The sequence below is a fragment of the Rhizorhabdus sp. GW822-FHT03C02 genome, from assembly GCF_058801765.1.
Genome location: NZ_JBXANN010000019.1, coordinates 21,655 through 44,476 on the forward strand (window position 1 = coordinate 21,655; position 22,822 = coordinate 44,476).

The window sequence follows — 22,822 nt, forward strand, 5'->3', positions numbered from 1 at the left end:
CGCGAGTCCGTCCTTTTTGTCTTCCACGAACGGCGCGGCACGGGGCATCATGCGGCATGGCATTGCAGCGCGCGCGAACCGATTTCTGGGGCGAGGGGCCGCCATGGCGCGAGGCCGACCGCTTCAGCTTCCACCACCTCGCCGCCGACGCGCCCGAGGAGGAGGTCGAGCAGCATGTCCATGCGGAAGCGCATTTCGTGCTGGTGCTGTCGGGCGGCTATATGTCGTTGGCGGCCGGCGCGCCGATCGTGTCGGCGACCCCGATCCTGATCCACAACCCGCCCGGGACCGAGCATCGCGACCGCTTTCATGGCGGGCGCGGGCGCTTCCTGGCGGTGTCGGGCGGGATGGCGGGCGAGGAAGGGGCGGCGACCTGCCTGCGCGATCCCTATGCGCTGTGGACCGCGCGCAGCATCGTCGGCGATCTCCACGCGGCGAGCGGGCTGTCGCTGGCCGGGCGGGCGTTGCAGCTCCATGCCGCGGTCGTGCGGCCGTCGTCGGACGAGAGCGTGCGCGCGGCCGATCCGCCGGGCTGGCTGCGGCGTGCGGTCGAGATGATCTTCGCGAGCGACGAGCCCGACCTGTCGATCGCGGCGGTGGCCGCCGACGCCGAGGTCCATCCGGTCCATCTGGCGCGGGTGTTCCGCCGCTATCTGGGCTGCGCGCCGGGCGAATATCTGCGCGGGCGGCGGCTCGAGCGCGCGGCGGCGCTGGTCGGCGGCGGGGTCGCGTCGCTGGCGGACGCGGCGTGCGCGGCGGGCTATGTCGACCAGGCGCATCTGACCCGCAGCTTCCAGCGCCGGCTGGGAACGACGCCAGCCAAGTTCCGCGGACGGGGCGATGTTGCGCGGATACAAGACGGCGGATTCGCGCCGGGCTAGCAGCCCCGCCATCGGCACTATGCGGAGGACGAAATGGCGTACAGGATCGGACTGGCGGTGCTCGCACTGGTCGCAGGGGCGGCGCGGGCGGAGGCCGGGCTCGACGCGCTGCTCGCGGGCTGGGACACGGACCCGCATGGCGACCTGAAAGGGGTGATCGTGCTGCGCGACGGCAAGACCGTCGCCGAGCGCTATTATGGCGGCGCCACCGCCGACACGCTCCACGATGTCCGCTCGGCAGGCAAGAGCATCACCTCGCTGCTGGTCGGGATCGCGATCGACCGCGGCGGGATCAAGCGGGTCGACGACCCCGTCGGGCGCTATTGGCCCGCGGCCAAGGGCAGCGCGATCGGCGATGTCGCGATCGCCGATGTGCTGACGATGCGGTCGGGGCTGGCGGCCTATGACGCGGATCCGGCGTCGCCGGGGCAGGAGGACAAGCTCGACGAGGCGGCCGATCCGCAGGCGTTCATCCTGGGGGTGCCGCGCGCCGACCCGCCGGGGACGCGCTATCGCTATAATTCGGTCACCGCCTCGGTCGCGGGAATGCTGGTCGCGAAGGCGTCGGGCGAGACGATGGCTGATTTCGCCAAGGCCCATCTGTTCGCGCCGCTGGGGATCACGAGCTGGAAATGGGCGAGCGATGCCGGCGGCTACACCAAGGGGCAGGGCAATCTGTCGTTGCGGCTGCGCGACTTCGCCGCGATCGGCGAGATGGTGCGCGCGGGCGGGGTCTATCGCGGTCGGCGGGTCGTCAGCCGGGGGTGGATCGACCGGTCGCTGGCATCGATCGTACCGATCGGAGAGGGGGACCGCTATGCCGATTTCTACGGCTATTTCTGGTACGCCAAGACCCAGGATATTGGCGGAAAGCCGGTGCGGGTGTCGTTCGCGTCGGGCAATGGCGGCAACAAGATCTATATCGTGCCCGCGCGCCACATGGTGGTCGCGATCCAGTCGAGTGCCTATGGCCGCGGCTATGGGCAGAAGCGGTCGGAGGATATTTTGAAGGCGATCCTCGCGCAGTAGCTCAGCTCAGCGCACCGGCACGAAATCGAGATGCTGATAGTCGTAGCTGAAGTCGGCGAGCGGCGAGAGCGGCTTCATCGTCACGCCGGCGACCGCGCCCTTGTCGACCGCGAACCGCACCACCGCATCCTCGCCGGCGCCGTCGGGGAAGCGGGTGCGGAAGCTGTCGGGACCCCAGGGGAGCAGCGGTCCCTTGAAGGCCGGGGTCGGCTCGAACGCGATCGCGAGCCCGGCATCGGCGCGGGTGACGAGGATGTCGCCATACCAGGGATCACGGTAGCGGCCGGCATAAGCGGCGAGGTCGAGCGAAGGGCCGCCGGCGGGGCGCGTGGGGCCGGTGGCGCCGACCTGGGCGAGGGCATCGGCGTTGAGCGTGTCGACCCGCCTGGCGGTGGCGGCGATCCAGTCGAAGCCGGCGGTGCCGACGAGATGGTCGAGCAGCGCGTTACGCAGACCGAGGGTCGGCACCCGCTCCTCGATATTGGTGTAGAGCGCGAGCGCACAGCCGAGCTCGGGGAGCAGCGCCTGCTGGGTGACCTGGCCGGTCAGGGCGCCGCCATGGTAGAGCAGCCGGTGGCCGCGATAATCCTGGACGTTCCAGCCGAGCGCATAGCCCGCCATCACCGGGCGATCGGGGCGGTCGGGGGCGGGGCCCTCGCCATCGGCGGTGATGATCTGCGGGGTCCACATCTCCTTCGCCTGGGCCGCGCTCCATAGCCGGCGGCCGTCGGGGAGCAGCCCCTTGTTCAGCTGGGCGTGCAGCCAGGGGGCGATGTCGGCGACCCCGGCGTTGATGCCGCCGGCGGCGGCCATCTTGTCCTGATCGTCGGCGGGGACGACCTTCACCGGCCCCATCCCGCGCAGCGGCGGGCCGAGCCGGGCATGGCGTCCGGCGATATTGGCGGTCGTCACCCGCGAGCGGGTCGGCACCGCGCCGCGCATGCCCAAAGGCGCGAACAGCCGGGTCGAAACGAAATCCTCCCAGCTGGCGCCGGCGACCCGCTCGATCAGCAGCCCGGCGACGATGTAGAGGACATTGTCATAGGCATAGCCGGCGCGGAAACCGCGCTCGGGCTTGAGATAGCGCAGTCCGCGCAGGATATCGGCGCGGCTGTGGCGGGTCTCGGGAAACAGCATCAGATCGCCCTGGCCGAGGCCGAGCCCCGAGCGGTGGACGAGCAGGTCGCGCACCGTCATCATCTGGGTGACCGCGGGATCGTACATGCGGAATTCGGGCAGATAGCGCACCACCGGCTCGTCCCAGCCGATCCGTCCCTCGTCGACCAGGATCGCGAGCGAGGCGGCGGTGAACGCCTTGCTGTTCGAGGCGATGCCGAACAGGGTCGCGGCGTCGACCGCGCCGGGCGCATGCAGGGTGCGCACGCCATAGCCGCGCAGCAGATCGGGCCGGCCGGGGCGGACCAGCGCGACCGCGACCCCGGGGATGTCGAAGCGGGCGAGGAAGGCGTGGATGATCGCATCGACGGCATCGTCGTCGGATCGGGGCTGCGCGGCGGCGAGCGGTCGGGCGGCGACCAGGGCCGAAGCGAGGCCCGCCACCATCGTCTGCCGCCGCGTGAATCCCGTTAGCATCGCCGTGCCCTCCCCTTCGCGCAGCAGGATAGCCGCCGATCGCGATGATCGCCAGCCGGCCGAAATCGGCGGATTTTCAAGATTTTTTACAGTTGTGCGCTGGGTCACACGTGCTGTCGCGCCGGGGTGGTTAAGGGGGCGTAACCAATTGGGGCTGTGACGTTATGGGGTTTGGACAGATGATCGGACGCGCCGAAGAGATTGGCGGCGAAATCCACATATTCTCGGATCGTGGATCGGTTTTGACGAAGGTGCGGCTGGACGACGGGCTGGTGGGGTGGACCCGCGATCGGGTGACGATTCGCCGCGGGAGTTTCCTGGTAAATTATGACGAGCGGGGGATGGTGGTCGATATCGACCATGTGCCGCCACGCGGTTGAGAGATGCGCCTTTGGCGCATGCCGCCACAAAAATGCGCTCTTCCGCGCATTTTTCGAACGACTCTCAGGGGCGACCGGGCTGTAGCTGCTCGCCAGTGAGGGCGCTGATCTTCGACTGGTAGAAATCGGCGAGCTTCAGGTGGCTGGCGCGTGCTTCCGCGGAGGCCGCGAGGCGGGCGGCGATGATCTCTTCATAATAGCGGCGGCGATAATAGTCGTCGTCGCCTCCGCCTTCGATCGTGATCACTGTTATCTCGATAAATGTCTTGAAAACTCCGATCCTGTTTAATGGGGCGTAAGTTAAGTTGCCACGGCAAATGCGACGTTTTGCAATAGGTCACAATTGGCGATATATTGGAATGTTCGTCATATATATCCGATATCGGGGATATTATATTGCGCTGCAACGAAAGCGATCATTCGATTCTGATTCGCTCATGGGTTGCTCTACTCGATAACGATTGTGCACTAATGGACGGATGATGCGCATGGCATATCGTCGCGGCCTTTCGCGATGCATATGACGATCGCCCTGTCGCAAAGCGGGGCATAAATGGCGGAAACGCCGCGATTCCATCGCTGCGGCCCTCTCATTTTTACCCAAGCTTAACGATGTCCGCCTACCCGAGGGGGTGCCCCCGGATTGCCGGAGGCCCGCTGAAACAGGGGTCTCGTGAGAGTCGAAACGACGAACAGCCATGATGTCCTGCACCGCGATCGCGGTGTCGGACTCGATGGGCTGCCGAGGGGCGGCAGGTCGCACCATCGCAGGATGGTCGCGGCACGCACGGAGACCGGCTGGCGGGCGCACACAGCGAAGGCGCGCATGAGGATGGCCGAACAATGAACATGATGGCGAAGATCGCGAATCACGCCGAACTTTCGCGCCAGGCCGGGATCATGCGCGAGCTGGGATCGCCGTTCGTGGCGGACGTGCTCGAGGCGGGACAGCGCCAGCTGCGCCAGGCGCCGCGCACCGCCGCGCTGATCGCCGACTGGCCGGGCAATCCGGCCGCGGCGGCGCTGGCGATGCGCTTCAACGGCGCGCTCCATGCGCTGGCGCGCAAGGGCAGCCTGCCGGCGCTGAGCGCGCTCTACCGGCGCGAACATCAGGATTTCGACGGCGCGATCGGCCGGGCGCTGGCGGCCGAGGACGGCTTCGTCGCGACCTGGATGCGCGATCCGCCGCAGACCAACGAGGTCGCGCGCGCGGCGTCGATCGTCGCCGCGTTGATGGTCGCGCGCCGCGCGACCGGCTGCCCGGCCGAACTGCTCGAGCTCGGATCGAGCTGCGGGCTCAATCTCAATCTGGCGCGCTATCGCTACGATCTGGGCGGCGTGTCCGCGGGCGTGGCCGATTCGCCGGTCCATATCGCCCCGAGCTGGACCGGCGGTCCGCCGCCGGCGGCACCGGTCGAGGTTGTCGGCGCGACCGGCGTCGACCTCAGCCCGCTCGACCCTGCCGACGCGCCGACGCGCGAACGGCTGCTGTCGTTCGTCTTCGCCGACCGGCGCGACCGTGCCCAGCGGCTCGAGGAGGCGCTCGCGCTCGCCCAGATCCACCCACCGCGGGTCGATCGCGCCAATGCGGTGAGCTGGCTCGCCGAGCAGCTGCACGCGCCGCAGCGCGAAGGCGTGTGCCGGGTGGTCTTCCACTCGATGGTGCTGCAATATCTGGCGCCGATCGACCGCCGCGCGGTCGAGGACATGATCCGCCGCGCCGGCGAACGCGCGTCGAGCGACCGGCCGCTGGCCTGGATCAGCTTCGAATGGACCCCCGACCGCCGCGAGGTGCGGCTGATGCTGACCTGCTGGCCGAGCGGCGAGGCGCGCCATCTGGCGACCTGTCATCCGTATGGCGACTGGATCCGCTGGTTCGGCTGAGGCCGCTTGCCATTGGGCTCATGCTGGGCTGCAAATGGCGTCCTTCTTCGCTTCCGGTGCTCACGTACATGAAGTACGCTGCGCTCCGGGTCTCGAAGTCCACCATTTTCGCCGCAGCCTGAGCCCAATGGCAAGCGGCCTGCGCCAGCTACGCATCTCTGATCAATCCGCGCGACAAGTCGCAGCGGTCGAATATTGCGGTTCCCATTCGCGACTCCTCGCCGATCGTGCGGATCGAATCTCACCTTCATAGCAGCCATGCATGGCCGCGCGTTTAGCGCGGGGCCGGGACGCGCTTGGCCTTGGGCGGCTTGCGCGGCGTTGAGAGGCCCGTGCGGCGCCTGTACTCGACGAAACATCCCCATTCCGTTCGTGTCGAGCGTAGTCGAGACACCCCGCGCGCAGGGTGTCTCGACTACGCTCGACACGGACGGCTGAGAGGCTTGACGCGCTACGTTCGCTTCAAGGGCCCTTGGGTTGATGGCGATCGCTGGCTTCGCGCGGCGTGCTGGATAGCGCTCCGCTTGCCGCTTGCTCCGCCCCCTGCAAGCCACCGTCCCCCCAAACGCAATGGGCGCCTGGCCAGGGATGTCCCCGACCAGACGCCCAGGCGCCGGATTTCACGATGCGATCAGAATTCGGACCAGTCGTCCTCGTCCATCTTGACCGCGAGGTTGCCCGAGGAGCGCGGGGCCGGAGCCGCGCGGCGAGCGGCCGGGGCCGGCGTCGCGTGGCGGACGGGCGCGCGGGCCGCGACCGGGCGCGACTGCTGGCCGGGCTTGAGCTGGAAGCGGGCGACCAGCGAGGCGAGCTCGTCGGCTTCGGCGGCCAGGCTGCGCGAGGCCGCCGTGCTTTCGTCGACCATGCCCGCATTGTGCTGGGTCATCTTGTCCATGTCGGCGACCGCGCCATTGACCTCGCGCAGGTTGGTCGCCTGCTCGTCGGTGCTCTGGGCGATGCTGGCGATCAGGCCGTTGACCTCGCCGATCTTGGTGACGATCCGCGCGAGCATCTTGCCGGTGTCGCCGACCAGGCTGACGCCATGGCTGACCTGCTTGCTCGAGGTGGTGATCAGGCCCTTGATGTCCTTGGCGGCATCGGCCGACCGCTGGGCGAGCGCGCGCACCTCGTTGGCGACCACCGCGAAGCCCTTGCCGGCGTCGCCGGCACGGGCGGCCTCGACCCCCGCGTTGAGCGCGAGCAGGTTGGTCTGGAAGGCGATGCCCTCCATCACGTTGATGATCTCCTCGATGTGCTGCGAGCTCTTCTCGATCGCGTCCATCGCGTTGACCGCCTGGCTGACCACCGAACCACCTTCGGTCGCATGACGATGCGCTTCGTCGATCGCGCCGCGCACTTCGCTGGCGCTGCGGGCGGTCTCGGCCACCATGGTGGTGACCTGGTTCATCGCGGCGTTGGTTTCTTCGAGGCTGGCGGCCTGCTGTTCGGTGCGGTGCGACAATTCTTCCGAAGCCGACCGGATCTTGGTCGAGCCCGAGTGGACGCTCTGCGCCGAACCGGCGACCCGCGACAGGCTCTGCTCGAGCCCTTCGACGGTGCGGTTGAAGGTCTGACGCAGGCGGTCATAGTCGCCGTCGAACGGCTGATCGATCGTGTAGGTCATGTCGCCCGAGGCGAGCGCCTCGAGGCCGTTGCCGAGGGCTTCGACGACATGGACCTGCGCGGTGTCGGCATGCGACTTGGCGACCGCGGCGTCGCGGAACACGAGCACCGCACGCGCCATGTCGCCAAGCTCGTCGGCGCGATCGGCATCGGGCAAGGCGATGTTGTTCTGGCCGGCGGCGAGGTCGCCCATCGCCTTGGTCAGCCCGCTGATCGGACGCGCGATCATGCGGCCGAGCATCAGCGCGAGGGTGATCGCGACGCCGATCAGGGCGATGCCGCCGATGACGAGGGTCATGATCGCGGTCGAGATCGACTTTTGCTGGCTCTCGCTGTTCTGCTCGATCAACTTGGTCTCGCCGTCGCGAATGTCGCGCAGCGGCAGCACCGCGGCGCTGACGAACACGGCCTTGCCGGCGTCGCGGACCTCGGTCTGCGCTTCCTCGCGCTGGCCGGCCTTGACCCGCTCGATCAGGCGGTCGCCCCAGTTCTTGCGCCAGGCGAGCGTCTCGGTGCGCGACTTGAGCACCAGATCGCGCCGGGCGGCGTCGGGCAGCAGTTCCTCGAGTTCCTTCGAGGTGCTGTCATATTCGTCGCGCCCCTCATAATAGGATTTGAGGTAGCTTTGATCCGCCGTGACGAGATAGCCGCGGAGCTGGCTGTTCTGGCGCAGGACCGCCGTGTCGAGCGCAAGCGCCTTCGCGTAGATCGACTGGCTGAGATTGTTGCGGTCGGTCGAGGTCCGGATCATCGTGATGGTCACGAAGAAAATCATCATCATGACCGCGGCCGAGGCACAAATCACGAAGAAGGACAGACCCAGCTTCCTTGGGATGTTCAGGGATTTGAACATGTGACTGGCTTTCGCAGGAGGATATCGGGAAGAAGGTCCGGACGCAGCCTGGAAGGCGTTGCCCGGACCGGCACAGTTAGAAGTCGAACTTCAGCGAACTGGAGATCGTGCGGCCGTTGATCGCCTTGGCCGTCACGATGCCGGTCGCGGGAATCGCTCCCTGATCAGCCTCGATATAGCCTTTGGTGTTAAACAGGTTGTTACTGTTCAGCGAAATCTGCACCCGGTCGGTGGCGCGGAACTGGAGGAAAGCGTTGACCTGGGTGAAGCCGGGCAGCTTGAGCTGGTTGGTGTCCTGCGCATAGCTGCTGGTGGTGCCGATGAAGTTCGCGCCGACCGTGAAGCGGCCCGTTTCGATCTGCGGGGTCGCCTGGAAGATCAGCTTGGCCTGGTCCTTGGGAACATTGCCCTCGAGCGCCGGAGTCAGCGCGTCGCGGACGATCTTGGCATCGGTGTAGGTGGCCCCCGCGGTCAGGCTGAAGATCCCGACCCGGTAGCCGCCCTCGAACTCGGCGCCGACCGCGCGATAGCTGCGGTTGAGGCCGATATTATGCTCGCGGGTCTTGGCCCAGAAGCCGGTCAGGTTGAGCGTCAGCCCGTCCTTGCGGAACTTGCCGCCGATCTCGGCCTGCTTGACGGTGTCGAAGCCGTCGCCCTTGCTGGCCAGATCGCCGGTGACCGGGCTGACATAGCTGCTGAACAGGATCCGGTCGGCATTGGCGCGGGCGCCGCGGCTGTAGCGCGCGAACACCGAGGCGGGCTCGACGAAGTGATAGTTGATGCCGGTCGAGTAGGACAGATAATGATAGTCATAGTCGACCGGCGCCGGCCGCGTCAGCGGATAGACCGACACGCGCTGCTCGGTCGGCGAGATCACGCCGTCGCCATTGATGTCGAACGGCGCGGTGTTGACCCGGCCGCCGCCGAGATCGGCACCGACCAGCTCGCCGTTCGCCGAGCCATAATCATAGCGGATGCTGGCGCCGATCGCGACCTTGCCGACATGATAGTTGAACGAGCCATAAGGCGCGTTGACGTTATATTTGACGTCGTAGATCGAGCGGCGGACGCCGCCGATCCCGGCGGTGCCGTAGGACAGCACGCCGTCCTGGGTGATCGGCACGCCGCCGGCGGTGCGGATGTTGACCAGCGCGGCATTGCCGCCGCCGTTGACGTCGAGCAGCACCACATTCCACTGCCAGGCGGTGTCGATCGTCTGGCTCGCCTTGTAGAAGCCCGCGGTGGTGGTCAGCTTGCCGTTGCCGATGTCCCAGACCCGGCTGGCGCGCAGATCGTTGGTGACGTTGTCGAGGCTGTTCAGCTTGGTGTCCTGGGCGATCGTCATCGCGAGCAGGCCGTTGCCGTTCAGCGCCGACGGGTTCGCGATCACCTGGCCGCTGTTGGGACCGCTGGCATAGCTGAGGACCGCGCCGGGACCGCCGAACGCGGTGGCGAGCGCCGCTGCTGGCGCGGCATTCGCAACGAAGTTGGTCCGGAACGCGCCCGAGTTCTTCGAATAGCGGAAGCGCTCGCTGATCGACCAGCCGGCCACGTCGAACGCGGTCTCGACACCGATCGACTTGGCGATCGAGTGCATGCCGTCGGTCATATCGTCGCGGACGACATTGTTGTTCTGGTCGAGGGTCACGTTCGAGGTGAAATAGCGCGACAGCATCGTGTCCTTGCTGGCGTCGAGACCCGGCACGTTCGAATATTTCGGATCGTCGTTGGTGCCGGTGACCTTGACCGGGACCGCCAGATAAGCGGGCGTGCGATCATCGAGATATTTGCCGTAGACGCGGATATAGCCGTCGCCGGCGAGGTCCTTGGTGATGTTGAACTTGAGCTGGCCGCCCTTGTACGCGTCGTAGCCGACCGCACGCGGACCTTCGCCCTGACGGTAGAAGCCGCCGAAATGGAAGCGCAGCGTATCGCTGAGCTTGGCGCCATAATCGAAGTCGAGGCGGTAGGTCTCGTAATCGAGGCCGGTGGTCGCCTGGACCGATCCGCCTTCGACGTCGCCGGTCTTCGAGATCAGGTTGATCACGCCGCCGGGCGAGTTGGAAGCGAAGGTCGAGGCCGAGCCGCCACGGATCGCCTCGACCTGGGCGAGGTTGAGGTCGGCGCGCAGGAAGTCGTCGGGGGTACCGAAGGCGATGTCGCCGAATTCGAGAACCGGCAGGCCGTCTTCCTGAAGCTGAAGGAACTTGGAGCCGCCCAGCGCCAGCGGCAGGCCGCGGATCGAGATGCTGGCATTGCCTTCGCCGCCGGGGCTCAGCGAGCGAACGCCGGGAATGTTGCGGAAGATCTCGCCGAGCGAGCGCGGCGCGAACTTCTCGATCTCGCTTTCCTTGATCGAGCTCGTCGAGGTCGCGCTGTCGAGGCGGTCGCGCCCACGCGCGACGCCGGTGGTGACCATGTCGCTGTCCGCAGCCTTCTTGGCCGCAGGCGCAGCATCGCCCGCTTCGGACGCGGTGTCGTTGACTTGCGCGCCCTTGACCTTGGCGGCCGCGGCAGGCGCCGTTTCGGCCAGAGCCGGAGCGGCGAGTGCAAGCGGTGCAACGGTCAGCAGAAGATGCGAAATTTTCATTAGTGCCCCTGGGTTCAAATATTCCTGTTGGGGCGGAGCTACGCGGCAATAGTTAATATATTCTCGATGCGGCGGTCGCGATCGGCGCTTATCTGCCGATCTTTCGGGATTTGCGGGACGACATTAGGCTAATCGAAAAGATGAACCGCCGTTGATCATGGCATTACTGCGATCAGTACTGCACGGTCGATCGCCTGGGCGATGGGTGATTCGCAAAGCCGGTTCGGCCGCAGGAAAGTGATTCGGAAGTGAAGGTGTCGCATCTTTTTCACGCGGTGATCGCCGGCGGTTATTTCACCACCGGATAGCTGATGATCAGCGCGAGCGGCGCGGTCCCGGTCTGGCGGATCGCGACCTCGGCACCGGTATAGAGATAGGCGGCCATGCCGGGGCCGACCTTCCTGGTGACGCCGTCGGAGGTGACCTCGCCCTCGCCGTCGAGGACATAATAGACCTCGTCATGCGCGATCGGATGCGGGCCGATCGCCGCGCCGACATGGAGGATGCGCTTGCGGAACTCCATCGTGCGCGGTTGCGGCACCGCGTCGCTGATCCGATAGGCGGTGCTCATGCCGATCCTGCCATGCGGCGGCGCTTCGTCGCGCAGCACCGTGCGCTCGTCGATCACCGCCATCGGCGGGGCGGCGGGCGCCGCGGCGGCGGCTGCGAGGGCGAGCTGGATGATCATTTCTTGTCCCCTTGGCGCATCATCTTGTCGCGATCGGACAGATGTTCGGCGATCTCGTCCTTCTGGCCCGGATAACGACCCGATTTCGGTTCCATCGTGTCGAGGTCCCAGTCGGCCGCGACGAACGGGGCGCGGGTGGGGGCGAATTTCGGATAGCCGCCGACGGTCTTCTCGTCGTCGATGATCTCGCCGCGGCCCTCGGCGACGAAGAACAGCACGCGCAGATCGTCGGCATCGCGATCCCAGGGACGCGCCCCGGCGCGCCACAGCACATGGGTCTCGACGTCGCGCGAGGGCAGCACGTCGAGTCCGTCGGGCCAGGTCGGGGCGCTCTTCTCCTCGATCAGCTTCGCGCGGGTCTCGCCATAGCGGCCGAACATCGGCAGCGGCGCGCCGAACTTGTCGACCGCGATATTGTCCTTGCCGAAGTAGCGCAGGTCGCCGTCGCCGCCGAGGGTGAGGAAAGGCAGGCCGACTGCTGTCGAGACGCCGCCGCGCAGGACGTTGCCGACCGCCGAAAGCTCGCCGTCCTGATAGGGGTGCTCGCCCCATTCGAGCGCCATCAGGTTGTAATGGATCGCGCGCTCGCCCGGATCATAGATGATGTTGTTGACCACCGCGGCATGGACCCCGCCCTTGAGCAGCGGGTTGCGCTCGAGATTATGCGCATAGACGTTGCGGTAGATCAGGATGTTGGTGGCGTTGTCGTGGATCAGCGAGCCCTTGCTGTGCTCGCCCTTGGGGTGGCTGGCATTGGCGAGCCCCTCGGCGGCGAGGTTGTACGAGAAAGTGACGTCGTGCGACGTGTTGCGGCGCCATTCCTCGACGGTCGCGCCGGTGAAGCGCGGGCCCGAGGCCGACATATTCTCGTCGATCGCCCAGCCGAAGGTGCAATGGTCGACGATGATGTTCGCGCCGGCGACGGTCGACAGCGCGTCGGCCTCCCAGCCGCTCAGATGCGGCTGGCCGTCGACCCCGGTGCGTACGCGGATGTGCCGCATGATCACGTCATGGGTCTTGATGTCGATGCCGGTGCGGATGAGGGTGATCCCCGGCGATGGCGCGGTCTGGCCGGCGATCGTGACATAAGGCTCGGTGATGGTGAGCGTGGTCCGGCCGAGGTCGATCACCCCGCCGACCTCGAACACGATGATCCGCGGACCCTTCGCCTCGATCGCGGCCTTGAAGCTGCCGGGGCCGTCGGCGGCGAGACTGGTCACCTTGATGATTCGGCCGCCGCGTCCGCCAGGGGTAGTCGCGGCCCAGCCGACGGCGCCGGGAAAAGCCAGTTTCGCCGCCGGAGCGGCGGTGGCGGGTGTCGGTTTCGCGGCGGCGACGGGTGCGGCCAGCAGACCCGCGGAGAGCGCGATCGTGGCGAGCAGGGGGCGGGGGCGGGGCATTTTCATTCTGGGGAAGCTCCTCTCGACACCTTCTTGACATCGCCCGAAAGCGGCTGCAAGTAGGTTGTGACACCGGTGTCCAAAACCAGCGCGGCGATCAGAACCGCGAACGGGATGGACGGCATGCCAGGCCGGTCAAAGGAAGGGATGGATAGAATGAGGGGATTTTCTGCATCGCCGCGCCCAAATGCCGGGCGCCATTGGTCGGCCACGGTGTCGCTCGCCGCGCTCGCGCTGACGTCGGGACCTGCCTTCGCACAGCAGGCGGCGGCCCCGGCCCCGGCCGACGCCGCCCCGCAAGCGGCCTCCACAGCCGAAAATGAAGAGATCATTGTTACCGGTTTCCGCCAGTCGCTACAGGCCGCGCTGAACGTCAAGAAGCAGACGATTTCGGCGGTCGATGCGATCGTCGCCGAGGACATCGCCAAATTCCCCGACCAGAATCTCGCGGAATCGTTGCAGCGCATCCCCGGCATCTCGATCCAGCGCGATGGCGGCGAAGGCCGCGCGATCACGGTGCGCGGTCTTGGCGCGCAGTTCACCCGCGTCCGCGTCAACGGGCTGGAGACGGTCGCGACCTCGAGCGACGGTGCGTCGGCCAATCGCGATCGCGCGTTCGACTTCAACGTGTTCGCATCCGAGCTGTTCAGCAGCCTGGTCGTCCACAAGACCGCCGAAGCGTCGCTCGACGAAGGATCGCTGGGTGCGGTCGTCGATCTCAACACCGGCAATGCGCTGGCGGGCAAGAGCGGCATTCACGGCGCGCTGTCGGTGGTCGGTTCGTATAACGATCTGTCGAAGGATCTCGGGCCACGCGTCGCGGGCCTCCTGAGCTGGAAGAACGACGCGGGCACCTTCGGCGCGACGGTGTCGGCGGCCTATTCGAAGCTGCACACGCTCGAGCTGGGCAATAACAGCGTTCGCTGGGCGCAGGCGGCGTTCGACTCGGTCAACGGCACGCCCTGCTACTACACCACAGCGACCAGCAACGTCGCGGCGCTCAACCGCGGCGGCGTCTATCGGTCGAGCGCGGCCTGCGACAAGGCGGCGACCGCGTTCCATCCGCGCATCCCGCGCTACGGCCGGATCGATCATGACCGCGAGCGGCTGGGCCTGACCGGATCGCTGCAGTTCGCGCCGACCGAATCGACCAAGCTGGCGATCGACGGGCTGTTCTCGCGCTTCCGCGAAACCCGCGAGGAGCGTTATGCCGAGGTGCTGGCGCGCTCCAACGAGCGGTCGATCGACCTGGTCAATCCGGTGTATGATTCGAACAACAACATCATCTCGGCGACGCTCAATGACGCCTATGTGCGGACCGAGCATTACAAGCGCCAGTCGGAGACCAAATTCTATCAGCTCGGCGCGACGCTGGACCAGGACATCACCGACACGCTGCGCATCACCGCGGTCGCGGGCCTGTCGAAGTCCGAGGCCGATATCCCGGTCGAGACGACCGTGGTGTTCGACGACCGTGACGCGGCGGGCTACAAATACGACTATACCAACATGAAGAGCCCGGTGCTGACCTTCGGCACCAGCGTGACCGACCCGGCCAATTTCCAGCTGGCGGAGATCCGCGACCGTCCGTCCAACACCACCAACAGGTTCAAGACGGCGCAACTGCGCGCCGAGTGGGACGTGGTGCCCGACGCCTTCACGGTGAAGGCGGGCGGGGTGTGGCGCCGGTTCAACTTCGACTCTATCGCCTATATGCGCGACACGGCGGTCTGCGGGAATGGTGGCACCGATCTGGTGCTCGGGACGCTGGCCTGCTCGGCCAACACCGTGTTCGGGCCGAGCGCGGTCTATGGTTTCCCGGTGACGAGCGCGCTGAGCGAGACCGTCAATCTGGGCAAGGCCGGCCAGCCCGCAGGGACGACGACCCAGTGGATCGTCGCCAACCTGCCGGCGGCGACCGCGTTCACCAAACTCTACTCGCGACCGTTGCTGCTCGACACCGGCAACAACCGGTCGGTGCAGGAGACGACCTCGGGCGGTTATCTGCAGTTCGACGTCAAGGGCACGATCTTCGGCCTCGAATATGCGGGCAATGCCGGCATGCGCTATGCGCACACCCAGCAGTCCTCGACCGGTATCCTGAGCGGCACGGTCGTGACCGTGGACCGCAGCTATGACGACTGGTTGCCTTCGGTCAACATCGCTTTGTACCCGTCGGAGAAGTTCATCATCCGCGCCGCGGTGGCGAAGGTGATCACCCGGCCGACGCTGGGCAACCTGACCCCCGGCGGATCGATCGACGGCTTCAACTACCGCATCACCTTCGGCAACCCGAACCTGCAGCCGTATCGCGCGACCAATTACGACCTGGCGTTCGAATATTATTTCGCGCCGCAGTCGATCTTCTCGGTCGCGCTGTTCCGCAAGGAAATCGCCAGCTTCCCGATTTCGCAGTCGTTCACCGGGACCTTCGCATCGACCGGCCTGCCGAAGGAAGCACTGCCGACCAGTTCGCCGGCGTTCATCAACTTCGACCCGAACCAGCTCTACACGATCGTCGCGAACGTGAACGGTGCGGGTGCGAAGCTGGACGGGATGGAAGTGGCGCTGCAGCTGCCGTTCAAGTTCCTGCCGGGCGCGCTCAGCAATTTCGGCATGCTGGCGAACGCGACCTTCATCAAGTCGAACGCCGATTATAATGTGCAGGGGCCGGGCACGCTCAACACCGCGACGGGCGCAATCACGCTGACCAGCCTAGTCCGCAGCTCGACGCTGTTTCAGGTGTCGAAGCGTGCCTATAACGGCACGCTCTATTATGACGACGGCCGGTTCAGCGCGCGGGCCTCGGTCAGCTACCGGAGCGGGTATAACGACCAGAACAGCGGCACCGGCAATATCTTCGAAGGCTATGCCTCGACGGTCAACGTCGATGCCTCGGTCCGCTACAAGCTCACCGACTGGGTCGAAGTGTCGGTCGAGGGCACCAACCTGACCGACGAATATCGCTATCGCTTCACCGATGCCGACGCGAACCGCAACTATGAGAACAACCATTTCGGCCGCACCTTCCTGGTCGGTGCGCGATTCAAGATGTGATCAGGCCAGGTGGTGCTAGCCTGATCATCAAGGGGCCGATCGCCGTCATGGCTGGTCGGCCCCTTTCCCTTTGGCGGTGCGGAGAGATTTTGGGATGACGGAGATCGATCGCAGGTTGCTGATGCTGGGCGGCGCGTTGGCGATGGCCACCGCCGCGGGCGCGCAGACGCCGCCACCCGGGATCGCCGGCACCGCGCCGGCGCTGCCGCAGCCCGACGAGACGATCGACCTGTGGCCCAAGGGCGCGCCCGGCATGCCGGCCACTGCGCTCACCGAAACCGTCAAGGAACGCAGCACCGACAGCGCGGTGAACGACCGCGCGGTGTGGGGGATCAGCAAGCCCCGGCTCGCGGTGTTCCGGCCGCTGCGCCCCAATGGCGCGGCGATCATGATCACGCCGGGCGGCGGCTATAATTGGGTGGTGGTCGACAAGGAGGGCTATGAGCTCGCGGCGCTGTTCGCGGCGCAGGGCATCACCTGCTTCGTGCTGTTCTACCGGCTGCCGCACGAAGGCTGGAAGGCCGGCCCCGATGTCTGCCTGTCCGACGCGCAGCGGGCGATGCGGCTGATCCGCGCCCAGGCCGACCGCTTCGCGATCGATCCTGCGCGGGTGTCGGCGATGGGCTTTTCGGCGGGCGGGCATCTGTGCGCCGACCTCGCCGCGCGCTTCGACACGCCGACCTATGATGCGGTCGACAAGGCCGACCGGCTGTCGGCGCGGCCGTTCGTCGCGGCGCCGATCTATCCGGTGATGTCGATGAGCCTGCCGGTCGCGCATCCCGGATCGCGCAAGAATCTGATCGGCGAGCAGGCCGGCGCGGCGCTCGAGGCCGCGCATTCGCCCGACCGCAACGTGCCGGCCAACGCACCGCCCTGTTTCCTCGTCCATGCCGAGGACGACGATGTCGTCCCGGTCGAGAACAGCCTGCTGTTCCGTGCAGCATTGCGCAGCAAAGGGATCAGGGTCGAGACCCATTTGTTCACCAATGGCGGCCATGGTTTCGGGATTCGCCGGGCAATGGGCAAGCCGGCGGCGCACTGGCCCGAGCTGTTCCTGTCCTGGGCGCAGACCCAGGGGCTGTTCCGCGCATGACGATCTCGCGACGCGAGCTGATCGCGGCAGGGGCCGCTGCCGCCGCGCTGCCGGCGGCGGGCGAGGCGGCGCCGAAGGCCGCGATAACCCAACCGACGACCCGACCGTCCCAGCCGACCTTCGCCGACAATTGGCGGCGCGGGTTCGATGATCAGCGGATCGCCGACCTCGGCGACGGGCATTTCCTCAACCCGATCATGGCGGGCGATCATCCCGATCCGACCATCCTCAAGGATGGCGCCGATTATTACATGACCTTTTCGACCTTCGACGCCTATCCGGGGCTGCTGATCTGGCATTCGCGCGACCTGATCAACTGGCGGCCGGTCGGGCCGGCGCTGACCCGCAATATCGGCGCGGTCTGGGCGCCCGACCTCTGCAAGCACAAGGGGCGCTATTATCTCTATATTCCGACCAAAGGATCGCCCGACGGGGCGGCCCCGGGGGCGAAGCGCGCCAATACGAGCTGGGTGATCTGGGCCGACCGGATCGAGGGGCCGTGGAGCGATCCGGTCGACCTCCATCTGCCCGATCATATCGATCCGGGCCATGCGGTCGGCGAGGACGGGTCGCGCTGGCTGTTCCTGTCGGGCGGCGACCGCGTGCGGTTGACCGACGACGGCCTGGCAACGGTCGGCAAGCCCGAACATGTCTATGATCCCTGGCATTATCCCGACGACTGGTCGGTCGAGGGCTTTTCGCCCGAGGGGCCGAAGATCACTCGCCATGGCGGCTGGTTCTACCTGATCACCGCGGTCGGCGGCACCGCCGGCCCGCCGACCGGCCATATGGTGATCGCGGCGCGATCGCGGTCGATCCACGGGCCCTGGGAGCATCATCCCGGAAATCCGCTGGTGCGCAGCGAATCTTCGGCCGAGAAATGGTGGTCGCGCGGCCACGCCACATTGGTCGAGGCGCCCGACGGCGGTTGGTGGTCGGTCTATCATGGCTATGAGAATGGCTATTGGACACTCGGCCGGCAGACGCTGCTCGATCCGGTCGAATGGACCGCCGATGGCTGGTTCTGCATGCGCGGCGGCGACCTGTCGCAGCCGATCGCGGCGCCGAAGGGTGGCAAGGCGGGGCCGCACGGCCAGAAACTCTCCGACGATTTCACGGCCCCCGCGCTCGGCCGCCGCTGGAACTTCTTCCGGCCGGGGCCCGACGAGGCGAGGCGGCTGACGGTGGCGGACGGGACCTTGTCGCTCGAGGGCGCCGGCAGCGGCCCGATCGACGGGGCGCCGCTGCTGCTGATCGCCGGCGACCAGGCCTACCGGTTCGAATGCCGGATCGAGGTACCCGAGGAGGGCCATGCCGGGCTGCTGCTGTTCTACGACGACAAGCTCCATTGCGGGCTCGGCTTCGACGCGGCGAAGTTCCGCACCCATCAATATGGCATCGAGCGCGGCAAACCGGCGCATGGCTATGGCCGGCAGATGTGGATGCGGCTGACCAACGACCGCCATATCGTCACCTTCCACGTCAGTGCCGACGGCCGGAACTGGAAGCGCTTCGATCGCGGCATGGAGGTGTCGGGCTATCATCATAATGTCCGCGGCGGCTTCCTGATGCTGCGGCCGGGCCTCTATGCCGCGGGCAAGGGCGCGGCGCGGTTCAGCGGGTTCCGCTTCACCGCGCTGGGGTGATTTTCCGCGCTATGCGGGGTATCATACGCGATCTCGAAGATGCTGGCGCATCCTCGATCGATATGCTCAAGCGCCGCACGGGCTGTTATCGGTCGCCAGACATGCCCGTGGTCGCCCGGCGGTTGGAGAAGAATATGCCAAGCACGCGAAGCTGGATCCTGGCGTCGGCGCTCGCGCTCGCCGCGACGTCGGGCCGATCGGCACCGGTTGCGTCTCCCCCGACGCCCAGGAATATTTCGGTCGAGGCGAAGGAGGCCGCGCCGGAGCTCAAATCTTCGGTGCCGATCTTTATCGACATGGTCGGTCAGGCGTTCGCCGCCAAGGGATTCACGACCATCGAGGCGCCCGGGCGCGCCGGCCTCGTCGCCGATCTGGTGCTGAGCCGGGATCGGGTCGGGACCGGGACCGCGAAGGTCACGCCCGCAGGCTCGGGCGCGGCCGGCGGCGCGGGAAGCGCGGTCGGCGTCGGCATGAACGTCATGCTTCCGACCGCGAAGACGCGGGTGGTCCCGCTCCAGCTCACCCGATTGGAAGTCCGCATCCACAACCGCGACGAGCCCGGCATATTGTGGCAGGGGACCGCCATAACCGTGCGACCGGCGGGCACCCCCAAGGGGCAGGATGCGGTGGTCGCGTCCGATCTGATCGCAGCGCTGCTTCGCGAATATCCTGCGATGCCCGAAAGCGTGATCAGCGTTCCCTGAAGCAGGCGCCCAGTGCCCGTCGGGCGGGCAGTGCCGATTGTCCAGCGGATCCCGAATAAAGCCTCGCGCGGCTTCGTCATTGACTGGTGCCGTAAAGCGCGATCAAGAGCGGGTCGTCGACCATGCGGGACTATATCATGTGGTCGGTGCAAGTTTACGGCTTGTTAAGTCTTAACGGCGATTAACATGTTGGTGATCACGGTCGATGCACGCTGTTCGGACCATGGCGGCGGCGAAGATGCCGTCATTTCACGATATTGGAGCGGGACAGCATCCGGTTGCATAAGATGGCGTGCTCCAAGTTTTTGATTTCCGGCGACTTATGAGCCATCAGATGAGTCCGACCGATGACTCGGGTCGCTGTAGAGGCAGTGGAACATGACGCGCGTTCCGGCAGTCAGCATTTCCGAATCGATCGCGATCGATTCGGCGCTCGAGAGCGAGGTTCGCGCCGCGCTCGTCGAAACGCTGTTCGCGTCGCAGCGCTCGCTGATCATCGGCGCGCTGACCGGCGGGGCGATCGCCCTGCTGGTCGCCCAGGCCGTCGCCGATGTCGGGCTGTGGATCTGTGCCGGGCTGGTGGTGCTGGTCGGCGGCCTGCGCATCGTCGCATCGCTGCGTTCGACCCGGCCCGCCCTCGCATCGGCACGTGAAAGCGGCTTTCGCGTCGGCGCCTGGTTCTATTCCGGAGCGCTCGGCCTGTTCGGTTGCGCGACCTTGATCCGTGCCCAGGATCCCACGCTGCATCTGCTCGCCGTTGCGACCGTCATCGGCTATGCGGCAGGCATCGCATCGCGCAATGCCGGCCGGCCGACGATCGCGATCGGCCAGGTCGTGCTGGCGCTGGTGCCGGTCGTCGTCGGCCTCGGCATTTCCGGGAACCCGCTCTTATGGGCGCTGGCGGTCATCATCCTGCTGTTCGGGATGGCGATGCTCGAAATCATGATGACCCTGTACCGGATCATCCTGAAGGCGATGGCCACGGTCCAGAAAAGCGCCGCCGAAGCCGATATCAACGCCATGTTCGCGCGCCTCGACAGCCTGACCGGGCTGGCGAACCGGTTCGCCTTCAACGAGCGGCTCAACCAGCTGCTCGGGGATTGCGGGCCGCAGGCGCGCCTGTGCTTGCACTGGTTCGACCTCGACAAGTTCAAGGAGGTCAACGACACCCATGGCCATATGATCGGCGACGCGCTGCTCGCCGAGATCGGCACGCGTCTGCGCGGGGCCTTCGCCGAATCGGTGATCGTCGCCCGGCTGGGCGGCGACGAGTTCGCGCTGGTCAGCAGGATGAGCGATATCGACGAGCCCGCGGTCATCGGCGAGCGGATCAAGGCGCTGGTGCGCGCGCCGTTCATGGCCGGCGACGCCAAGCTGCTGGTCACCGCCTCGGTCGGGGTCGCGATCGCCCCCGATGACGGCGCAACCGTCGACGACATGTTGCGGCACGCGGACCTCGCGCTCTACCGTTCGAAGGCGCGCGGGCGGCACCTGGTCGGTGCCTATGAGCCCGGTACCGACGCCGGGCGCGACCGCCGGCTGGCGCTCGAATATGAGCTGCGCCACGCGCTGACGCGGGGCGAGTTCGAGCGGCTGTACCAGCCGATCCGCGATCTGCGGACGGGGGCGATCCGGTCGTGCGAGACGCTGCTGCGCTGGAACAGCGCGCGATTCGGGGCGGTGTCGCCGTCCGAATTCATTCCGATCGCCGAGGATATCGGCATGATCGGCGCGATCGGCGAGTGGGTGCTGCGCGGGGCGTGCCGCGATGCCGGCGACTGGCCGCACGATGTGCGGGTCGCGGTCAACCTGTCCGCCGCGCAGGTCCGCGGCGCGCTGCTGCCGACGATGATCATGTCGGCGCTGCAGGAGGCGGGGCTGGCGCATGAACGGCTCGAACTCGAGATCACCGAGTCGGTGTTCCTGCAGGACGCCGAAGGCGCGCTGTCGATCCTCCAGTCGATCAATGCGGTGGGCGTGCGGACGATCCTCGACGATTTCGGCACCGGCTTCTCGTCGCTCAGCTATCTGACCCGCTATCCGTTCCAGGCGCTCAAGATCGATCGCTCGTTCGTGTCCGGGCTCGACCGGAATCCCCATGCGATCGCGATCATCCGGACCGTCGTCGAACTGGCGCGGACGCTGGGCCTCGAGACGATCGCGGAAGGCATCGAGACGGCGTCGCAGCTCGAGCAGGTCGGTCTCGCCGGATGCGTGGCGGGCCAGGGCTATTTGCTCGCGCGCCCGTTCACCGCGGCGGAGGTGCGGGAATGGCTGGCCGCCACCCCGCCCTCGCCGATCGGCGCCGGGCGATCCCCGGCCAACGCCTCAAGCCGGCTTCATTAGACGATCCTGCGCGGACACGAGCCGCTGCATGAGCTTGAGGTCGGTCTCGGTCAGTTCGAGCGCGGCATCGGCCCAGCTTTCGACGACTTCCTCGAGCTCGGCGAGCGCGAGCGGGCTGACGATCCGCGAGGCGGCGTAGATCGCGCGATGGCCGTTCTGGCGGCGGCTTTGCCGGGCGATATACTCCTCGGCGGCGGCGCGGCCCTCACCCGGCGATGCGAGCACATGGACGAGGCCGAGCTCGTACATCTCCTCGGCGGAATAGGTCTTGCCGCTGAGGATGAGCCGCTCGGCCTGCGCGGTGCCGAGCCGGCGCGACAGGAAGCAATGCGCGCCCATGCCGGGGAAGAGCCCGAACAGCGTTTCCGGCAGGCCGAACTTGGCGCCGCGTTCGGCAATCACGACGTTGAACGACAGCAGCGCCTCGAAGCCGCCGCCCAGTGCATCGCCTTCGACCAGCGCGATCGTGACGAGCGGCAGGTCGAGGCCGAGCATGTTGCGGTGGAGGACGCGGACGCAGGCGCGGCCATAGGACAGCAGCGCGTCGCGATCGCGGGCGCGGATCTTGTTCGCGAACAGATCGAGATCGCCGCCGAGCGAGAAGACGCCGGGATGCTTCGAGCCGAGGACGAGATAGCGTATGTCGATCTCGCCGCCATGATGCGCATCGACGATCGCATCCTGCCATGCGGCGAACTCGCCGAGCAGCGCGGGGTTGAAGCTCGGCCGGTTGCGGGCGGCCATCGCGGTCCACAGGGTCTTTGCCCCGGCATCCCAGCGCGTTTCGAGCTGTTCGAAGCCGAACAGCGGCGCGGGGCGCGGCGGGCAGGCCGGCGAGGGGGTATCCGCCGGGGTCGGGAGAAGGCGGTCGGCGTTGCGAAGATGGGGGGAATGTTTGAGCATGGGCTGGGCTCCGTCAGGGGGTCGGGAGCCCATGGTTAACATCATATGATGTAATAACACTTCGCTGCTGCGCGGTCGGGTGCACGAAATGCGAATCGGGCGAACGGCGCGGTCGTGGCGCCGGCTTCATCGGGCGGTGGAAGCGATCCGCC

Annotated in this window: 16 protein-coding genes; 9 read left to right on the top strand and 7 right to left on the bottom strand. The window is 66.8% G+C overall.

What is annotated here, in order from left to right; all coding sequences use genetic code 11:
* Positions 1-56: 56 nt before the first annotated feature.
* Together AC1RM6_RS28520 and AC1RM6_RS28525 are read left to right on the top strand one after the other, a co-directional pair.
* Positions 57-881: a helix-turn-helix transcriptional regulator gene (locus AC1RM6_RS28520; RefSeq protein WP_493107700.1), complete on the top strand. Its 825-nt coding sequence runs from the start codon at positions 57-59 to the stop codon at positions 879-881.
* Between the two features lie 33 nt (positions 882-914).
* The gene (locus AC1RM6_RS28525) at positions 915-1,910 is read left to right on the top strand and encodes a serine hydrolase domain-containing protein (RefSeq protein ID WP_493107702.1); all 996 of its coding nucleotides are present in this window, start codon (positions 915-917) and stop codon (positions 1,908-1,910) included.
* A 6-nt stretch (positions 1,911-1,916) separates the two neighbouring features.
* Here AC1RM6_RS28525 and AC1RM6_RS28530 read toward each other — a convergent pair whose 3' ends face one another.
* Positions 1,917-3,503 carry a serine hydrolase gene (locus tag AC1RM6_RS28530; protein WP_493107704.1) on the bottom strand — a complete coding sequence of 529 codons (1,587 nt, stop codon included), beginning with the start codon at positions 3,501-3,503 and terminating at the stop codon, positions 1,917-1,919.
* 242 nt (positions 3,504-3,745) lie between these two features.
* Between AC1RM6_RS28530 and AC1RM6_RS28535 the strand changes: the two genes are divergently transcribed.
* A complete protein-coding gene (locus tag AC1RM6_RS28535) occupies positions 3,746-3,883 on the top strand; it encodes a hypothetical protein (RefSeq protein ID WP_493107707.1) in 138 nt (45 codons plus the stop codon).
* 64 nt (positions 3,884-3,947) lie between these two features.
* Here AC1RM6_RS28535 and AC1RM6_RS28540 read toward each other — a convergent pair whose 3' ends face one another.
* Positions 3,948-4,130, bottom strand: coding sequence for a hypothetical protein (locus AC1RM6_RS28540; protein WP_493107709.1), 183 nt, complete (start codon positions 4,128-4,130; stop codon positions 3,948-3,950).
* Positions 4,131-4,726: 596 nt separating this feature from the next.
* Here AC1RM6_RS28540 and AC1RM6_RS28545 point away from each other — a divergent pair.
* On the top strand, positions 4,727-5,767 hold the full coding sequence (locus AC1RM6_RS28545; RefSeq protein WP_493107711.1) for a DUF2332 domain-containing protein: 1,041 nt from the start codon (positions 4,727-4,729) through the stop codon (positions 5,765-5,767).
* Positions 5,768-6,398: 631 nt separating this feature from the next.
* On the opposite strand, the gene AC1RM6_RS28550 is transcribed toward AC1RM6_RS28545, so the two are convergent.
* The 4 genes from AC1RM6_RS28550 to AC1RM6_RS28565 all read right to left on the bottom strand — a co-directional run bounded on the left by AC1RM6_RS28550 (position 6,399) and on the right by AC1RM6_RS28565 (position 12,927).
* Positions 6,399-8,153: a methyl-accepting chemotaxis protein gene (locus AC1RM6_RS28550; RefSeq protein WP_493107713.1), complete on the bottom strand. Its 1,755-nt coding sequence runs from the start codon at positions 8,151-8,153 to the stop codon at positions 6,399-6,401.
* A 166-nt stretch (positions 8,154-8,319) separates the two neighbouring features.
* A complete protein-coding gene (locus AC1RM6_RS28555) occupies positions 8,320-10,833 on the bottom strand; it encodes a TonB-dependent receptor domain-containing protein (RefSeq protein ID WP_493107715.1) in 2,514 nt (837 codons plus the stop codon).
* Positions 10,834-11,122: 289 nt separating this feature from the next.
* Positions 11,123-11,521, bottom strand: coding sequence for a cupin domain-containing protein (locus AC1RM6_RS28560; RefSeq protein WP_493107717.1), 399 nt, complete (start codon positions 11,519-11,521; stop codon positions 11,123-11,125).
* Positions 11,518-12,927 (bottom strand): pectate lyase family protein, encoded by a 1,410-nt coding sequence (locus tag AC1RM6_RS28565; RefSeq protein ID WP_493107719.1) that lies wholly within the window; start codon positions 12,925-12,927, stop codon positions 11,518-11,520. The genes AC1RM6_RS28560 and AC1RM6_RS28565 overlap by 4 nt, the downstream gene beginning before the upstream one ends.
* Before the next feature lie 150 nt (positions 12,928-13,077).
* On the opposite strand from AC1RM6_RS28565, the gene AC1RM6_RS28570 reads away from it, so the two are divergent.
* From AC1RM6_RS28570 to AC1RM6_RS28590, 5 genes are all read left to right on the top strand, one after another.
* Positions 13,078-15,978, top strand: coding sequence for a TonB-dependent receptor (locus AC1RM6_RS28570; protein WP_493107721.1), 2,901 nt, complete (start codon positions 13,078-13,080; stop codon positions 15,976-15,978).
* Between the two features lie 94 nt (positions 15,979-16,072).
* Positions 16,073-17,071, top strand: a complete 999-nt coding sequence (locus AC1RM6_RS28575; RefSeq protein ID WP_493107723.1) for an alpha/beta hydrolase — start codon at positions 16,073-16,075, stop codon at positions 17,069-17,071.
* Complete coding sequence (locus AC1RM6_RS28580; protein WP_493107725.1) at positions 17,068-18,717, top strand: family 43 glycosylhydrolase; 1,650 nt, start codon at positions 17,068-17,070, stop codon at positions 18,715-18,717. The genes AC1RM6_RS28575 and AC1RM6_RS28580 overlap by 4 nt, the downstream gene beginning before the upstream one ends.
* A gap of 134 nt (positions 18,718-18,851) precedes the next feature.
* Complete coding sequence (locus AC1RM6_RS28585; RefSeq protein WP_493107727.1) at positions 18,852-19,421, top strand: hypothetical protein; 570 nt, start codon at positions 18,852-18,854, stop codon at positions 19,419-19,421.
* A gap of 378 nt (positions 19,422-19,799) precedes the next feature.
* Positions 19,800-21,767: a putative bifunctional diguanylate cyclase/phosphodiesterase gene (locus AC1RM6_RS28590; RefSeq protein ID WP_493107729.1), complete on the top strand. Its 1,968-nt coding sequence runs from the start codon at positions 19,800-19,802 to the stop codon at positions 21,765-21,767.
* On the opposite strand, the gene AC1RM6_RS28595 is transcribed toward AC1RM6_RS28590, so the two are convergent.
* Positions 21,750-22,670 (bottom strand): crotonase/enoyl-CoA hydratase family protein, encoded by a 921-nt coding sequence (locus tag AC1RM6_RS28595; RefSeq protein ID WP_493107731.1) that lies wholly within the window; start codon positions 22,668-22,670, stop codon positions 21,750-21,752. The genes AC1RM6_RS28590 and AC1RM6_RS28595 overlap by 18 nt on opposite strands.
* Positions 22,671-22,822: the final 152 nt, after the last annotated feature.

What these genes read in the sequence shown, in the direction of transcription:
- AC1RM6_RS28570 (WP_493107721.1), top strand. Translation starts at nt 13,078, where the DNA reads ATGAGGGGATTTTCTGCATCGCCGCGCCCAAATGCCGGGCGCCATTGG.
- AC1RM6_RS28585 (WP_493107727.1), top strand. Translation starts at nt 18,852, where the DNA reads ATGCCAAGCACGCGAAGCTGGATCCTGGCGTCGGCGCTCGCGCTCGCC.
- AC1RM6_RS28560 (WP_493107717.1), bottom strand. Translation starts at nt 11,521, where the DNA reads ATGATCATCCAGCTCGCCCTCGCAGCCGCCGCCGCGGCGCCCGCCGCC.
- AC1RM6_RS28580 (WP_493107725.1), top strand. Translation starts at nt 17,068, where the DNA reads ATGACGATCTCGCGACGCGAGCTGATCGCGGCAGGGGCCGCTGCCGCC.
- AC1RM6_RS28595 (WP_493107731.1), bottom strand. Translation starts at nt 22,670, where the DNA reads ATGCTCAAACATTCCCCCCATCTTCGCAACGCCGACCGCCTTCTCCCG.
- AC1RM6_RS28545 (WP_493107711.1), top strand. Translation starts at nt 4,727, where the DNA reads ATGAACATGATGGCGAAGATCGCGAATCACGCCGAACTTTCGCGCCAG.
- AC1RM6_RS28525 (WP_493107702.1), top strand. Translation starts at nt 915, where the DNA reads ATGGCGTACAGGATCGGACTGGCGGTGCTCGCACTGGTCGCAGGGGCG.
- AC1RM6_RS28520 (WP_493107700.1), top strand. Translation starts at nt 57, where the DNA reads ATGGCATTGCAGCGCGCGCGAACCGATTTCTGGGGCGAGGGGCCGCCA.
- AC1RM6_RS28575 (WP_493107723.1), top strand. Translation starts at nt 16,073, where the DNA reads ATGACGGAGATCGATCGCAGGTTGCTGATGCTGGGCGGCGCGTTGGCG.
- AC1RM6_RS28530 (WP_493107704.1), bottom strand. Translation starts at nt 3,503, where the DNA reads ATGCTAACGGGATTCACGCGGCGGCAGACGATGGTGGCGGGCCTCGCT.
- AC1RM6_RS28555 (WP_493107715.1), bottom strand. Translation starts at nt 10,833, where the DNA reads ATGAAAATTTCGCATCTTCTGCTGACCGTTGCACCGCTTGCACTCGCC.
- AC1RM6_RS28590 (WP_493107729.1), top strand. Translation starts at nt 19,800, where the DNA reads ATGACGCGCGTTCCGGCAGTCAGCATTTCCGAATCGATCGCGATCGAT.
- AC1RM6_RS28565 (WP_493107719.1), bottom strand. Translation starts at nt 12,927, where the DNA reads ATGAAAATGCCCCGCCCCCGCCCCCTGCTCGCCACGATCGCGCTCTCC.